The sequence below is a fragment of the Dellaglioa carnosa genome (assembly GCF_026948345.1).
Classification (GTDB): Bacteria; Bacillota; Bacilli; order Lactobacillales; family Lactobacillaceae; genus Dellaglioa; species Dellaglioa algida.
This window is the reverse complement of the sequence record NZ_JANXLI010000005.1, coordinates 33,898-48,155: the sequence shown is the minus strand read 5'-3', so window position 1 is coordinate 48,155 and position 14,258 is coordinate 33,898. Positions and strand designations below refer to the sequence as shown.

Sequence of the window (14,258 nt, the reverse complement as noted above, 5' to 3'; positions counted from 1 at the left end):
AGGGGATGCAATTAAAGGATATAGTTAATGACTTAAATGTTATTAATTGTGGCGAGGCATTTCTTCCACATAACTGTAGAATTGGGATTTATCGGAAAAATCGGCCATGTACAAACCGTTTAATCCAGCCTTTTGACCAATGACACTTAAATCGATAATCAATTCTTCCTGATTTTCTGGAAAATGAAGGTGGTCTGCTATCGCTATACTACGGATATAATTAACCAGTCTGTTAATGAGCGCCTCAGGATTATGAGACGAGTCTAATTTTTTGTACACTTGAGCTAATACATCATCAATATCAAGTAGTCCTGTTGATTTGGTTTGGTGCTCTTCTAGAAGAGCACGTAAATTTTGGATATCTGTTTTTGCCTCTACAATAATATTTTTTGTCATGGTAAATAACCTCCTAAATTTTATGAATAATTTATATAAAATGGATAATTCTCATTAATTAAACGGACTGAAGGTAAAGTGTGTCGCAACCAATCCATAACCAAGATTTACGTTGCGTAATTCTTCTTGATTAAGTTTTTTTAATTTATCTTGAACATATTGATACAAAATCCGATTAGCTTTTGGAAAACTCATTGGGACCATGTAGTTATCATGGTAAAGCGCATATATTGCAATACAAACATTAACCTCATCTGCACCGCTTGACAGATTTTTGGCGACGTTTAAAAGGCCTTCTTTATACTGTTTTGGTTGATCAGAAAGATCCTCGGCGTACGCAGCGTCTATTAAATTAAATAGGTTATCATTCTCCAAAGTGGAACATCTCCTAGGTTAATAATATTTTTACGCTTTCATCATAGATCAACCAAAATTGGATGTCAAAGAAATATAAGAAAAATCCATTATTACTAGAATTATTATCTAATAAATGGGGACGTATGGATAATCAATGATGAATTGGATCATTGATCTGATATTTAAAAATGATACTCGCTACTTACTAGTTTATGGGAGGTGTTTTTGGTATAATGGGGGTTAATAAAAAATTATTATAAATTGAAAGTAGGGTGTTACCTTGGATTCTGGTCCGGAAAGTTACTTATTGAATATCATTGTTATCATTGCGATATTACTCTTGTCTGTGTTATTTACGCTTACTGAGTATGCGCTGGTTCGTGTGCGTGTTAGTGCGTTAAAAGATATGCAAGAAAAAAAGCCGTTTAATAAAAATGTTAAACGGGCTATCCATATGACGGAGAACCTAACGGAATACCTGTCGACGGCTCAAGTCGGAATAACCTCAACCAGTTTGATTCTTGGTTGGATTGGTGAAAAAACGATTGCGGATGCGATTATTCAATCGCATATATTACCCGCGGCCATGGCAAATGCTGTTGCATCGGTAGCTGCAATTCTGATTTTTACGGTTATCCATGCTGTATTTACTGATTTAGTCCCTAAAAATATTGCAATTGCAGATCCGTTACCGGTGTTATTATTTATTGTTCGACCTATCTTGTTTTTCCATATCGTTTTGTATCCTTTGATATGGATACTAGATCGATCAGCAAATTGGATTACACACTTATTAGGTTATGAAGTAGAAAATGAAGAAGACATTTATTCGCAAACTGAAATATTGTCATTATCACGTTTATCTGCGAACGCCGGCGAACTAGATGAAGAAGATTTAACCTTCATGCGACGTGCATTTGATATGAACGATAAAGTTGCAGTTGATATCATGATTGATCGGACATCTATGGTTGCGGTCGATATAGACGCGACAATTAAAAATGTTGTTAATCTGTATTGGAAAACAAGATATTCTAGATTCCCAGTTATTGCTAATAATGATAAAGATAAAGTTATCGGGTACGTTTATAGTTATGATTTATTGCGACAGGAAAGAATTAATAAAACAAGTTTGATATCAACTATTATGCGTGATATTCCGGCTGTTCAAGAAAATGCCGAAGTTCACGGTATTATGGATGTTATGGTATCGAGACGAACGCCAATTGTTATTGTTGTTAATGAGTACGGTGGTACCTCAGGAATTATTACTGATAAAGATATTTACGAAGAATTATTTGGCGTTGTTAGAGAAGAATTTGATGATACCAATGACGATAATATTGTAGATATGGGTAATAATATTTATAAGGTTTCAGGAAAAGTTACCCTGTACGATTTTGAACGTTACTTTGATACAACGCTCAAAGAGACGGAAGAAAGTGAAGCGGTGACGCTGACGGGTCTTGTTCTTAATAAAGACTCTAAATTCCGCGCTAACGATGAAATGACGATTGCTAACTTTAAAATAAAGGCATTAGATTATGAAAATGCTTATATTTCTGAATTTGAAGTGACCGTCTTACCAGTAAGTGAAAAAACTCATCATAATGAATTAAGTGAACAAAACTAGCCTTCACGATTTTGTACTGTGAAACTAAAGGCACACCCATAAGTTAATTTATGGGTGTGCCTTTTTATGTGTAGTTATTATTGGTAATTCTATAATAATGAAACCATATCCGATTAAATTAATATAGTCAGTGGAAGACAGCAATTTTTTTATGAGGTATAAAAAAATCCCATACAGGTGTATGGGATATCTTTTCTAGCGTTTAGGACGACGTTTCATTTGGCCACTTTCGCCAATTTCGTAATCTGAATCATCCATTGATTCAACACTGCCAAGTAGGTAACCATTACCAACTTGGGAGAAGAAATCATGATTAGATGTTGATGTTGAAATACCATTCATCACAACGGGATTAACATCAGAAGCCGTATCAGGGAATAAAGGATCTTGACCTAAATTCATTAATGCTTTATTCGCATTGTAACGAAGGAAAGTTAAGACTTCTTCAGTCCAACCAACTTCATCGTAAAGTTCGTGAGTATATTTTTCTTCATTTTCATATAATTCAAAAAGAAGATCATACATCCACGTCTTCATTTTTCCTTGTTCTTCTTCAGAAAGTTCATTAAAGCCTAGTTGGAATTTATAACCGATAAAGGTTCCGTGAACAGACTCATCACGTAAAATTAGTTTAATGATTTCGGCAACGTTAGCTAACTTATTATGACCCAGGTAATAAAGGGGCGTATAGAAGCCAGAATAGAATAAGAATGTTTCAAGAAAAACGGAAGCAACTTTCTTTTCTAAAGGCGTTCCATTTTGATAAATACCATTAATTCGTTGGGCCTTTTTTTGTAGAAATTCGTTTTTATCAGTCCATTCAAAAATTTCAGTAATTTCTGAAGCAGTATTTAAAGTGGAAAAGATTGATGAATAACTTTTTGCATGAACAGATTCCATGAATTGGATATTGTTTAAAACAGCTTCTTCATGAGCCGTACGTGTATCATGACGTAATGATTCCATCCCATCTTGTGATTGAACGGTATCCAACAAGGTTAAACCACCGAAATCATGGCTAACTAATGTTTTCTCTGCGGGACTTAATGTCCGCCAATCGTCTAAATCATTTGAAAGGGGGATACGTGTATCCAACCAAAACTGCTCAGTTAGTTTTTCCCAAGTTGCTTTATCGACTTGATCTTCAATTTCATTCCAATTAATTGCTTTATAAATATCATTATTCATTTAACTTTCCTCCGTTACAGTTTAGATAACACAACTCTCACAAGCATTTGCGCCAACTTCTTCTTGATCATCAGTAAAAGTTCTGATGTAGTAAATTGACTTAATACCTTTATTATACGCATAATTACGCAAAATGTTTAAGTCACGTGTTGTCATTTTATCTGTACGGCCATTCTTCCATTCATAGAGACCCGCAGGAATAGTTGAACGCATGAATAAAGTTAAACTAAGTGATTGGTCAATATGTTCTTGAGCAGCAGCATAGACGTCGATTACTTTACGCATATCCATATCATAGGCTGATGTGTAGTAAGGAATAGTGTCGTTTGAAAGGTAAGGTGCTGGATAGTAAATCTTACCAATTTTCTTTTCTTGACGTTCTTCAATTCTGTTAATGATTGGGTGGAGACTTGCAGTCGTATCGTTAATGTATGAAATAGAACCATTTGGTGCAACGGCAAGTCTGTTTTGATGATAGAGGCCAGTGGCTTGAATATCAGCCTTCAAAGCAGCCCAATCTTCTTGGTTAGGAATATCGATACCATCAAATAAAGCAGCGACTTTATCGGAATCTGGACCCCAATCTTCATTAATGTATTTGTCAAAATAAGTGCCTGTTGCATAAGTACTTTTTTCAAAGTTATGGAATGTTTCTTTTTTTTCTTGCGCAATTGCATTTGAAGCTTTCAATGAATGGTAGTTAAGCATCATGAAGTATACGCTTGTGAAATTGATTGAGTCGGCTGAACCATAATGCATATGATTCTTAGCAAAGTAGGCATGTAGACCCATTGCGCCTAACCCAATCGTATGTGCCAAACTGTTCCCTTTTTGAATAGTAGGGACAACGTTGATATCTGAGCTATCAGTTACAAAAGTTAAAGCGCGAACCATTGAATCAACTGAACGGCCAAAGTCTGGAGAAGCCATCATATTAACGATATTTGTTGAACCTAAGTTACATGAAATATCAGTTCCCATGACATCGAAACCTTGTTCGTTATTGATAACTGAGGGTGTTTGAACTTGCATGATTTCTGAACAAAGATTACTCATGATAATTTTCCCATCAATTGGGTTTGCGCGATTGGCAGTATCAACATTAACGATATAAGGGTAACCAGATTCTTGTTGTAATTTAGAAATTTCAGTTTCTAATTCACGAGCAAGAATTGTTTTCTTAATAATATTTTCGTTGGCAACCATATTGTCATATTCTTTTGTGATATCAACATATGAGTAAGGAACGCCGTATTCTCTTTCAACGCTATATGGATCAAAGAGATACATTGTTGCATTATCTTTAATGAGTTCATAAAATTTATCAGGGACAGTAACGCCCAATGATAAAGTTTTAACACGAATTTTTTCATCAGCATTTTCTTTTTTAGCTGATAGGAACGCTACGATATCTGGATGGAATACATCTAAATAAACAACACCGGCACCTTGACGTTGACCCAATTGGTTTGAGTATGAAAAGCTATCTTCTAACAATTTCATAACGGGTAAGACACCAGAAGCGGCACCTTCAATCCCCTTAATTGGTGCGCCAGCACCTCGTAAATTGCTAAGCGTGATTCCAACTCCGCCACCAATACGAGATAATTGAAGTGCTGAGTTAATACCACGGCCGATTCCGTTCATATCATCCGTAATTTGAATTAAGAAACAAGAAACTAATTCCCCACGACGTTTACGACCCGCATTTAAGAAACTAGGTGTTGCAGGTTGGTAACGTTGATGAATCATTTCATTAGCTAAGTTCATGGCTAAATCTGTATCACCATCGGCAAAGTAAAGAACGTTCATTGAAACTCGATCAATATAATTTTCAAGGTAATAGGCATTGTTATCTGTTTTAAGTGCATACTGAGCGTAGAATTTATAGGCCGCCATAAATGTTCCAAAATGGAATTTTTGAGCTGCTAAATAAGCGTACAACTCTTCAATAAATGAAAATTCATATTTATTATAAAAACCGGTTTCAATATAATTATTATCAATTAAGTAATCAAAACGAGCCTGTAACGAATCAAATTTCATTGTATTTTCAGCAACATTTTCTTTTAAGAAGGCAGTTAAGGCTTCTTGATCTTTTTGAAGCGGAATTTGACCATCTACGGGAATATTAATTTCATTATTTAAATCATAATAAGTGACTTTATCACTATCTAACGTTTTTAATGTCAATTTCATCAACTACTTTCTTCATATTGAGGACATCTTCTTCAGTTCCATTGAATTCGAATTCGTACAATAAAGGAACTTTATAGTCAGTCGCGATATCTTTAGCCGTAAAAATAAAAAGTTGGGCGAAGTTTCGGTTCCCACCGCCAACAACACCCAGTATGTTTTCTCTATTTGATTTGTATTCAATGAAGTCATTAACCGATTCAGTGAGCCCAATTTCATAGGTTGGAACAACCAATATGTAGGGCTCATTTAATTCAACGAATGGGTTCGTTGGGTCAATTTCGAATGAAGGATGGCCAATCTTGTTAATGAAGCGACGTGTCTGACCCGTAATACTAAAGAAAACAATTTTCATTAGACTGCCAACTTTTTAAGCATATCTGGACGGAATCCAGCAATTGTATCAAATCCAGTAGCTTCGACAACAGGAACAGCTTGGAATCCTTGGTCTTTCAAGTAGTCAATTGCGTTGTCATCTTCAGAAATGTTACGTTCGTCAAAGTCCACGTTATTTTCCTCTAAGAAGCGTTTTGTCATTTTGCATTGGATACAGTTATTTTTTGTAAATACAGTTACTTTTTTCATTATATAAATCCCCCTTTAATATTTTGTTAATAAGCTAAGTATACATCACGCAACTCAAAAATCAATTAAAAAAACACCACATTTAGTGTGATTTTAAGTTGCATCACACAAGATGTAGTGTTCAAGGTCTTGACTCGTTTATATTAAATTTAGATTGCGAAAATCGAATTTTCTCCGTATTATAGAAACTATTGAGAAAGTAGGGAAAAACATGACTAACTATTATTTTACGAAAAATCCAGATGTCATTCACAACGAAAAAGAATGGACATTTGAACTGCTGAACAACGAATTTAAGTTTACCACAGATAACGGTGTATTTTCAAAAAAAACGGTCGATTTTGGATCAAGAGTTTTATTAAACGCATTTGCTCAACAAGAAATTATTGCGGGAAATATTTTAGATGTGGGATGCGGGTACGGTCCAATAGGACTTGCTATTGCCAAGGATCAACCCGAACGCCAAATTGACATGACCGATGTGAATGAATTGGCATTAGAATTAGCAAAGAAAAATGCTGGAATTAATAAAATAACTAATGTCTCGATTTTTGAATCCGCTGCGTATGATAATGTCACGAAGACGGATTACGCTACAATTGTGACAAATCCTCCTATTAGAGCAGGTAAAAATGTTGTCCATGATATTTTAAGTGGTGCATTTGATCATTTAAAAGTGGGTGGTCAGTTATTTGCCGTGCTACAAAAGAAACAAGGTGCCGGGTCTGCTCAAAAGAAAATGACTGATGTTTTTGGTAATTGTGAGATTATTTTAAAAGATAAAGGATACTATATCTTGATGAGTGTGAAGTAGATGCCAGAAAAATTAACAGAAGAACAAAAAGAATTTTTTATGCGTGAAGCTTTGTATGAGGCAAGGAATGCAAAAATTATTGGCGAAGTCCCAATTGGTTGCGTTGTTGTACAAAATGGCGAAATTATTGGGCGTGGGCACAATATTCGTGAGCATGTTCAAGATGCAACCTTGCATGCCGAAATATTAGCAATTCAAGAAGCCTGCGCTGCTGTTCATAGTTGGCGCCTAGTCGACGCACAATTGTTCGTTACTTTGGAACCTTGTCCAATGTGTAGTGGCGCAATTATTAACTCGAGAATACCAGAAGTTTATTTTGGTGCATTTGACCCTAAGGCTGGAACTGTGGGTAGCATTGGTAACTTGTTAACGGACGAACGATTTAACCACCAAGCAAAAGTTGAATCTGGATTATTGTTGGATGAAGCCAAAAATCTACTCCAATCATTCTTTAGAGAAGTTCGACGTAAAAGAAAAGAAAAAAAGCGATCACAAGGGTAGCTTTTTTGTTCAATTTAAGGTATTATAATAATTGCCGCAAGGCCTTAAGGCAATAGTGTGCTTACGAATTGTGTCAGGTCCGGAAGGAAGCAGCACTAAGTTTGATTCACTTTGTGCCTTAAGTAATTATGATTAATTAAGACTCTTAGTCAGAAATGGCTGAGAGATTTTTTTATTTAAAAAACTATTTATAGATTTTGAAAGGGGAGATTGTGATGAGTTATCAAGCTTTGTACCGTGTTTGGCGGCCACAAAAGTTTAGTGATTTAGTGGGTCAGGACATGATTACACGGACGTTAAAAAATGCCATTATGACACATCAAACGAGTCATGCATACATTTTTAACGGGCCACGTGGAACTGGTAAAACATCCGCGGCTAAAATTTTTGCCAAAGCGGTTAACTGCCACTTTCAAGAAAATGGTGAACCGTGTAATAAATGTGAAACATGTGTCGCCATTACGAATGGTCAATTAAATGATGTCATTGAAATCGATGCCGCATCTAATAATGGTGTTGAAGAAATCCGTGATATTCGTGATAAAGTTAAATACGCACCCACACAAGCTGATTTTAAAATCTATATTATTGATGAAGTCCATATGTTATCTACGGGTGCTTTCAATGCGTTATTGAAGACACTTGAAGAACCTCCCGAAAATGTTATTTTTATTCTTGCAACAACAGAGCCCCATAAGATTCCAGCAACAATTATTTCTCGAACGCAGAAGTTTGATTTCAAACGAATTACGCCAGCTGATAGTTATGCTCGAATGGTGTACATTTTAACGGAAAAAGAAATTGAATATGAAGAACCGGCGCTTAAAGTTGTCGCAAAAGCAGCTGAAGGTGGTATGCGAGACGCCCTAAGTATTTTAGATCAGGTTATCTCATTTGGCGATAATAAAGTGACACTAGATAATGCGCTATTAGTAACGGGTAGTGTAACACAAGACAAAATTCAAACTTATGTGACAGAAGTTAGTCAAAAAGAAACCACACAGGCACTAGAAACGATTCAAGAAATTATTGATGAGGGTAAGGACTCAACTAGATTAATAGAAGATTTAATTGCGTATGGCCGTGATCTATTGCTATATCAACAAGCGCCAGCACTCATTAATCAACTTGAATTAGGGATGGTTGATGATACATTTAAGACGTTATCACAAACTATTTCTGCTGAATTCTTATACCAAATGATTAATATTTTAAATGAAGTTCAACAACAAATGCGATTTACAACGCATCCAGATGTCTACTTAGAGGTCTTAACGATTCGATTATCACAGTTTAGTACGATAGAAGTGATTAGTGATAATAGTCAGTCTGGACTTAATCAAGAAGCAGCTAAACAAATTGATGACTTAACTAAAACAGTAGAAACTTTAAAAAAACAATTACTTAACTTAAACAAGCATGATGATCAGCATCAAGCCGTAGCGGTAGTAAAACCAAAAAAAAATGTCGCTACACAAAAAAAGGCAACATTAAATTTAAGTCAAATTTATCCCATTTTAGATAACGCTACAAAAGAAAGTTTGGTACAATTAAAACAGGTTTGGCCGGAACTATTGCAACAACTTTCGGTAACACAACGAGCTATTATGCAAGCAAGTGAGCCGGTTGCGGCTAGTCCAGATAGTGTACTTGTTAGCTTTAACTACGATTTCTTAGCTGCTAAGGCATCAGGTGATACAGAACTGCTCGATGCTTTAGGTAATGGGTTAGATCGATTGTTGCATAATACGCCTAAGTTGGTCTGTATTACGGCTGAGCAATGGCCAGAAGTACGTAAATCGTATATCGAACAAAATGGGCACGAAGGAACTGAAACTACGATTGAACCAGTTCCTGAGGTGGTCGAGCAAGTCGTTTCAAAAGCCGAAGAAATTTTTGGAACCGAAAATATAGAAATTAAACAGGATTAGAAAGGGAGTAATTAATAATGATGCGAGGAAATGGCAACATGCAAGGTATGATGAAACAAATGCAAAAATTACAAAAAGAAATGACAAAGGATCAAGATGCTTTGAATCAAACTGAATTTGTCGGTGAAGCTTCAAATGGATTAGTCAAAGTAACCTTTACGGGAGACAAAAAAATGACTGATATTTCAATTAAAGAAGAAGTGGTTGATCCTGACGACGTTGATATGTTACAAGATTTGGTTATCATGGCTGTTAATGATGCGATGACTAAAATTGAAACAACAACGGCAGATAAATTAGGCAAATACTCTCAAGGAATGCCTGGACTATAAACTTAAAGTTAAAGAGGTCTAAAGAAAATGCAATATCCTGAACCTATCGCAAAGTTGATTGAAAGTTATATGAAATTACCGGGTATTGGTGGCAAAACGGCTACAAGATTAGCTTTTTTTACAATTGATATGGATGAAGACGATGTTACGGATTTTGCTAAATCATTGATATCTGCCAAACGCGATCTACATTATTGTAGTATTTGCGGTAATATCACAGAAGAAGATCCTTGTCAGATTTGTTCTGATCCATCGCGTGATCAAACGAAAGTTATCGTTGTAGAAGAACCTAAAGATGTTATGTCATTAGAAAAAATGAAGGAATATCACGGGTTATATCATGTTTTACATGGTGTTCTATCACCAATCGAAGGCAAAGGACCCGAAGATATTAATATCACGAGTTTATTAACAAGGCTTCAAACGCATCCCGATATGCAGGAAGTTATCATTGCGACAAATGCAACACCAGAGGGTGAAGCAACGTCAATGTACTTATCTCGATTGATTAAACCTGCAGGTATCAAAGTCACAAGGTTAGCTCATGGATTGGCAGTGGGTAGTGATATTGAATACGCTGATGAAATGACTTTATTTAAGGCTATTGAAGGACGTACTGAAATATAGAAATGGGTTGGTAGCATGTTTAATAAAAAAGCAAAACTTAAATTACGTAAAGAATACGATGCAGAATTGTTAAATTCAATTGACCGTGCTAAGTTAGCGTGGGATCAAGCTAAACAAACTGAAGAGGCCATTTATGAAGTTGATGCAGAATTAATCAATGAAACACAAATGGCGAGAGCGAGATATTTCTTTCTTTACAATGAAGCTCGTGTTCGTTCCGTTAAGGGACATATGCAGGCCTCAGTAATTACACATTAATTAGAGTGAACGTTGAGACGGTTGAATAACTTGTCTTGACGTTTTTTTGTAAATGAGTGATTAGATTTATTAAACGAGAGATAGTATACTGTTAACAGGTTTATCTTATAGACAGGTTTTTAAGATTCAAGTACAATAATAATAAGCATTGGGGTCGTTAATGTGACTGGAAAATTTGTAACGATTGAAGGACCAGATGGGTCCGGTAAAACAAGTGCTTTAAAAGGCATTATAGAAAAAATAAAAGTACTTTTAGCAACAGAGTTGGTCGTAACACGTGAACCAGGTGGGAATCCAATATCTGAAGCCGTTCGCGATGTCGTCTTAAATCAAGACTATCCCGAAATGGATAAACGAACAGAAGCGTTGTTATTTGCGGCATCAAGACGCCAACATATTGTAGAAACTATTTTACCAGCGCTTGAGGCGAATAAATTAGTCATGTGTGATCGTTATGTAGATAGCTCAATCGCCTATCAGGGAGCTGGTAGAGACATTGGCATGCAGGCGGTTGCTGATATGAATTTATTTGCAACAAATGGAACAGAGCCTGATTTAACTTTGTATTTTGATGTGCCATCCGAAATTGGCTTAAAACGTATTTTTGAACACCGTCAAAATGAAGTGAATCGATTGGACGATGAGAAATTAGCTTTTCATCAAAAAGTGCGTAAAGCTTACCAACAGCTAGCGGTGGAAAATCCTGAACGCATAGTTACTATTGATGCGACTCAACCTTTGGATAAAGTCATTGAAGATTGTACCAAGGTTTTGATGAAGAAATTACCCGAGTCTTTTAAATAAATGAAATGAGGGAATTCAAATGAAATTAATTACAGCGATTGTTCAAGATAAAGATAGTAACCGATTAAGTAATGTCTTTATCGATGCAAATGTCCGTGCGACAAAGTTATCATCAACAGGTGGATTTTTAAAATCTGGTAATACAACTTTTCTGATTGGGATTGAAGATGAACGCGTAGATGAGGTTTTACAGATTATTAAGGAAACATCATCGAGTCGTGAACAATTCATGGCACCTCCCGTTAATTTGGATGTCTCAATGGATGCACAAGTACCATTTCCTTTAGAAGTCCAAGTTGGTGGCGCAACGGTTTTTGTCTTACCAGTAGAACAATTCCACCAATTTTAGGAGTAAATAGTCATGACGGAAATAGTTACTGAAACCAGTAATATGACGATTCAAGAATTACAACCGGCCTTAGTTGGACATTTTAAAAAGCTAACAACAATGAATCAATTGGCTCATGCGTATCTATTCGCGGGGCAAGAAGGCGTTGGTAAAATTGAACTAGCACAATGGGTCGCGATGAGACTTTTTTGTACCGCTGATGAGGATCAAAAACCATGTGGTATTTGTGCGGAATGTCGCCGAATTCTTTCAGGTAATCATCCGGATGTCGTTGTCGTTAAACCCGATGGGCAGTCAATCAAAGTTGATCAAATTCGGTTTTTGAAGTCAGAATTTTCTAAAAGTGGTGTTGAAGGTAATCAAAAGGTCTTCATCATTGAAAAAGCTGAAAGTATGACTGCGAGTGCCGCTAATAGTTTATTGAAGTTTTTGGAAGAACCCGTTGGGACCGTAACGGCGTTCTTGTTAACGGAAAATAAAAATCAGATTTTGCCAACGATTCAATCACGTTGTCAGCTAGTCAATTTTGCGACGTTATCTCAAGATAAATTAATTCAAAGTCTAATGAATAAGGGTGTCTTAAAAGACCAAGCGAATTTACTTGTTCATGTAACTGAGAGTATTAGCCGTGCGGAAGAATTATCGCAAGATGAGAATTTTATTGAGATGACTAAGCAGGTCTGGAATTGGTTCAATAAGTTATTGAAAAATGATGCTGAGAGTTTTATTTTAGTTCAAACTAAATTAGTACCACTCGTAAAAGAAAAAGGCCAACAGCTATTGATGGCTGATTTAATTACATTGTTAGCACGAGATTGTTTACTTGTTCGTTATAATCGACAAGAACAAATTAGCTTTTCTGATCGATTAACTGAAATTGATAAAGCTATTCAATTAATTAGTGATGAAAAATTAGTGGAGATATTAGATAATTGCTTGCAAATTAAAAATTTACTTCAAATGAATATTGCATTTCAAAGTGTACTTGAATCAACAACATTAAAATTAATAGACTTATAGAATATGAAATGAAGGTGATTTTGTGGATAAGCGTCAACTATATGATAATTTTATAGCTATCGAAGAGGAAATGAAACGGATGTTATCGAGTTTTGAAACAATAAAATCTGACATGACCGGTGTTCTTGAAAATAACGCCGAATTAGAGATTGAAAACCAACATCTAAGAGAGCGACTAAGTGAAATAGAGCGACAAACGTCTAAAGATTTTAATGAATCTTCTGATGCTAATCTATCAAAATCACGCCAGAATTTAGAAAAATTATATGATCAAGGATTTCATGTTTGTAATATTGAAGGGATGTATGGTTCACGTCGGGTCGACGATGAACCTTGTGCATTCTGCCTAGACTTAATTTATGGGGAGCGCGAAATATGAGTGAAATAGCCGCACAGAGCAGCTTCCAAGGTAAAGGAACAACCGGGTCATTATATTTGGTACCAACACCGATTGGTAATTTATCCGATATGACATTTAGGGCAATCGACATTTTAAAAGAGGTCGATTACATAGCAGCCGAAGATACACGAAATACACAAAAATTATTAAACCACTTTGATATTGAAACAAGTCAACTGAGCTTTCATGAACATAATACGCAAGAACGTATTCCACAATTCGTTGAGAAAATATTAGCGGGTCAGTCAATCGCGCAGGTAAGTGATGCTGGAATGCCTTCAATCAGTGATCCAGGTCATGATCTGGTTAAAGCATGTATTGAAGCTAAAATCCCAGTGGTCCCACTTCCCGGAGCAAATGCTGGAATTACGGCGTTAATCGCATCGGGATTGGCACCACAACCATTCTTATTTTATGGATTCTTATCGCGTAAGCCAAAGGATCAAAAAGAAGAACTAGCAGAGTTGAAAAATCAAACAATGACCATCATTTTCTATGAGGCACCACATCGTTTGAAAAAAACATTAACACAACTTGCTGTTAGTTTTGGCGGGCAACGTAAAGTGGTTCTTTGTCGCGAGTTAACTAAACGTTATGAAGAATTTTTACGTGGTACATTAGATGACGCTATTGAATGGGCCGGGTCAGATCAGGTTCGGGGAGAATTTTGCGTGATTGTTGAAGGAAACGATTCACCCGAGGCAACAGAAGTTGATCATCTGGCGGGTATGACCATTGAAGAACAAGTTGATTATTTAATTGAATCTGGTATGAAAACGAATGACGCAATTAAAGAAATCGCTAAAAAACAAGAAATGAAAAAACAAGAAATCTATAATCTCTATCATCATATTTAAGGGGCGGACA

The 14,258-nt window shown here is 35.9% G+C and carries 18 protein-coding genes and 1 other RNA gene; 13 read left to right on the top strand and 6 right to left on the bottom strand.

Features of this window, described 5'->3' with window-relative positions:
• Positions 1-42 precede the first annotated feature (42 nt).
• Both N0K80_RS06280 and N0K80_RS06275 read right to left on the bottom strand, forming a co-directional pair.
• Positions 43-396, bottom strand: a complete 354-nt coding sequence (locus tag N0K80_RS06280) for a bacteriocin immunity protein (protein WP_269024145.1) — start codon at positions 394-396, stop codon at positions 43-45.
• Between the two features lie 54 nt (positions 397-450).
• Positions 451-771: a bacteriocin immunity protein gene (locus N0K80_RS06275; RefSeq protein ID WP_146342904.1), complete on the bottom strand. Its 321-nt coding sequence runs from the start codon at positions 769-771 to the stop codon at positions 451-453.
• 262 nt (positions 772-1,033) lie between these two features.
• Between N0K80_RS06275 and N0K80_RS06270 the strand changes: the two genes are divergently transcribed.
• Positions 1,034-2,386 (top strand): hemolysin family protein, encoded by a 1,353-nt coding sequence (locus N0K80_RS06270; protein WP_057974245.1) that lies wholly within the window; start codon positions 1,034-1,036, stop codon positions 2,384-2,386.
• A gap of 195 nt (positions 2,387-2,581) precedes the next feature.
• Here N0K80_RS06270 and nrdF read toward each other — a convergent pair whose 3' ends face one another.
• From nrdF to nrdH, 4 genes are read right to left on the bottom strand one after another with little or no spacing between them, the layout of a single operon-like run.
• Positions 2,582-3,574 (bottom strand): class 1b ribonucleoside-diphosphate reductase subunit beta, encoded by a 993-nt coding sequence (gene nrdF, locus N0K80_RS06265; RefSeq protein WP_269024146.1) that lies wholly within the window; start codon positions 3,572-3,574, stop codon positions 2,582-2,584.
• A gap of 21 nt (positions 3,575-3,595) precedes the next feature.
• Positions 3,596-5,767 carry a class 1b ribonucleoside-diphosphate reductase subunit alpha gene (nrdE, locus tag N0K80_RS06260; protein WP_269024170.1) on the bottom strand — a complete coding sequence of 724 codons (2,172 nt, stop codon included), beginning with the start codon at positions 5,765-5,767 and terminating at the stop codon, positions 3,596-3,598.
• Positions 5,745-6,125 carry a class Ib ribonucleoside-diphosphate reductase assembly flavoprotein NrdI gene (gene nrdI, locus N0K80_RS06255; RefSeq protein ID WP_057974247.1) on the bottom strand — a complete coding sequence of 127 codons (381 nt, stop codon included), beginning with the start codon at positions 6,123-6,125 and terminating at the stop codon, positions 5,745-5,747. Before nrdI ends, nrdE begins: the two co-directional genes overlap by 23 nt.
• Complete coding sequence (nrdH, locus tag N0K80_RS06250; RefSeq protein ID WP_057974248.1) at positions 6,125-6,355, bottom strand: glutaredoxin-like protein NrdH; 231 nt, start codon at positions 6,353-6,355, stop codon at positions 6,125-6,127. The genes nrdI and nrdH overlap by 1 nt, the downstream gene beginning before the upstream one ends.
• A 211-nt stretch (positions 6,356-6,566) precedes the next feature.
• Between nrdH and N0K80_RS06245 the strand changes: the two genes are divergently transcribed.
• From N0K80_RS06245 to rsmI, 12 genes are all read left to right on the top strand, one after another.
• Positions 6,567-7,169 carry a class I SAM-dependent methyltransferase gene (locus tag N0K80_RS06245; RefSeq protein ID WP_269024147.1) on the top strand — a complete coding sequence of 201 codons (603 nt, stop codon included), beginning with the start codon at positions 6,567-6,569 and terminating at the stop codon, positions 7,167-7,169.
• Positions 7,170-7,670, top strand: coding sequence for a tRNA adenosine(34) deaminase TadA (gene tadA, locus N0K80_RS06240; protein ID WP_269024148.1), 501 nt, complete (start codon positions 7,170-7,172; stop codon positions 7,668-7,670). It abuts the gene before it with no gap.
• Between the two features lie 41 nt (positions 7,671-7,711).
• Positions 7,712-7,798: signal recognition particle sRNA small type (gene ffs, locus N0K80_RS06235), an RNA gene on the top strand.
• Positions 7,799-7,885: 87 nt separating this feature from the next.
• Complete coding sequence (gene dnaX / locus N0K80_RS06230) at positions 7,886-9,601, top strand: DNA polymerase III subunit gamma/tau (protein WP_269024149.1); 1,716 nt, start codon at positions 7,886-7,888, stop codon at positions 9,599-9,601.
• 17 nt (positions 9,602-9,618) lie between these two features.
• The gene (locus N0K80_RS06225; RefSeq protein ID WP_057974252.1) at positions 9,619-9,933 is read left to right on the top strand and encodes a YbaB/EbfC family nucleoid-associated protein; all 315 of its coding nucleotides are present in this window, start codon (positions 9,619-9,621) and stop codon (positions 9,931-9,933) included.
• 27 nt (positions 9,934-9,960) lie between these two features.
• Entirely contained in the window at positions 9,961-10,560 is a 600-nt protein-coding gene (gene recR / locus N0K80_RS06220) for a recombination mediator RecR (RefSeq protein ID WP_057974253.1), read from the top strand.
• A 15-nt stretch (positions 10,561-10,575) separates the two neighbouring features.
• Complete coding sequence (locus N0K80_RS06215; RefSeq protein WP_146342902.1) at positions 10,576-10,818, top strand: YaaL family protein; 243 nt, start codon at positions 10,576-10,578, stop codon at positions 10,816-10,818.
• Between the two features lie 162 nt (positions 10,819-10,980).
• Positions 10,981-11,622 (top strand): dTMP kinase, encoded by a 642-nt coding sequence (gene tmk, locus N0K80_RS06210; protein WP_269024150.1) that lies wholly within the window; start codon positions 10,981-10,983, stop codon positions 11,620-11,622.
• A 19-nt stretch (positions 11,623-11,641) separates the two neighbouring features.
• Positions 11,642-11,971 carry a cyclic-di-AMP receptor gene (locus N0K80_RS06205; protein WP_057974256.1) on the top strand — a complete coding sequence of 110 codons (330 nt, stop codon included), beginning with the start codon at positions 11,642-11,644 and terminating at the stop codon, positions 11,969-11,971.
• 12 nt (positions 11,972-11,983) lie between these two features.
• A complete protein-coding gene (gene holB / locus N0K80_RS06200) occupies positions 11,984-12,991 on the top strand; it encodes a DNA polymerase III subunit delta' (protein WP_269024151.1) in 1,008 nt (335 codons plus the stop codon).
• A 22-nt stretch (positions 12,992-13,013) separates the two neighbouring features.
• Positions 13,014-13,370, top strand: coding sequence for a DNA replication initiation control protein YabA (locus tag N0K80_RS06195; protein ID WP_057974257.1), 357 nt, complete (start codon positions 13,014-13,016; stop codon positions 13,368-13,370).
• Positions 13,367-14,248 carry a 16S rRNA (cytidine(1402)-2'-O)-methyltransferase gene (rsmI, locus tag N0K80_RS06190; RefSeq protein WP_269024152.1) on the top strand — a complete coding sequence of 294 codons (882 nt, stop codon included), beginning with the start codon at positions 13,367-13,369 and terminating at the stop codon, positions 14,246-14,248. Before N0K80_RS06195 ends, rsmI begins: the two co-directional genes overlap by 4 nt.
• Positions 14,249-14,258 lie beyond the last annotated feature (10 nt).

Bases quoted from the DNA above. Each gene is read 5' to 3' on its own strand.
- N0K80_RS06215 (WP_146342902.1), top strand. From the start codon at position 10,576: ATGTTTAATAAAAAAGCAAAACTTAAATTACGTAAAGAATACGATGCA.
- nrdH (WP_057974248.1), bottom strand. From the start codon at position 6,355: ATGAAAAAAGTAACTGTATTTACAAAAAATAACTGTATCCAATGCAAA.
- tadA (WP_269024148.1), top strand. From the start codon at position 7,170: ATGCCAGAAAAATTAACAGAAGAACAAAAAGAATTTTTTATGCGTGAA.
- nrdF (WP_269024146.1), bottom strand. From the start codon at position 3,574: ATGAATAATGATATTTATAAAGCAATTAATTGGAATGAAATTGAAGAT.
- holB (WP_269024151.1), top strand. From the start codon at position 11,984: ATGACGGAAATAGTTACTGAAACCAGTAATATGACGATTCAAGAATTA.
- recR (WP_057974253.1), top strand. From the start codon at position 9,961: ATGCAATATCCTGAACCTATCGCAAAGTTGATTGAAAGTTATATGAAA.
- N0K80_RS06225 (WP_057974252.1), top strand. From the start codon at position 9,619: ATGATGCGAGGAAATGGCAACATGCAAGGTATGATGAAACAAATGCAA.
- N0K80_RS06205 (WP_057974256.1), top strand. From the start codon at position 11,642: ATGAAATTAATTACAGCGATTGTTCAAGATAAAGATAGTAACCGATTA.
- N0K80_RS06280 (WP_269024145.1), bottom strand. From the start codon at position 396: ATGACAAAAAATATTATTGTAGAGGCAAAAACAGATATCCAAAATTTA.
- N0K80_RS06245 (WP_269024147.1), top strand. From the start codon at position 6,567: ATGACTAACTATTATTTTACGAAAAATCCAGATGTCATTCACAACGAA.
- dnaX (WP_269024149.1), top strand. From the start codon at position 7,886: ATGAGTTATCAAGCTTTGTACCGTGTTTGGCGGCCACAAAAGTTTAGT.
- rsmI (WP_269024152.1), top strand. From the start codon at position 13,367: ATGAGTGAAATAGCCGCACAGAGCAGCTTCCAAGGTAAAGGAACAACC.
- nrdI (WP_057974247.1), bottom strand. From the start codon at position 6,125: ATGAAAATTGTTTTCTTTAGTATTACGGGTCAGACACGTCGCTTCATT.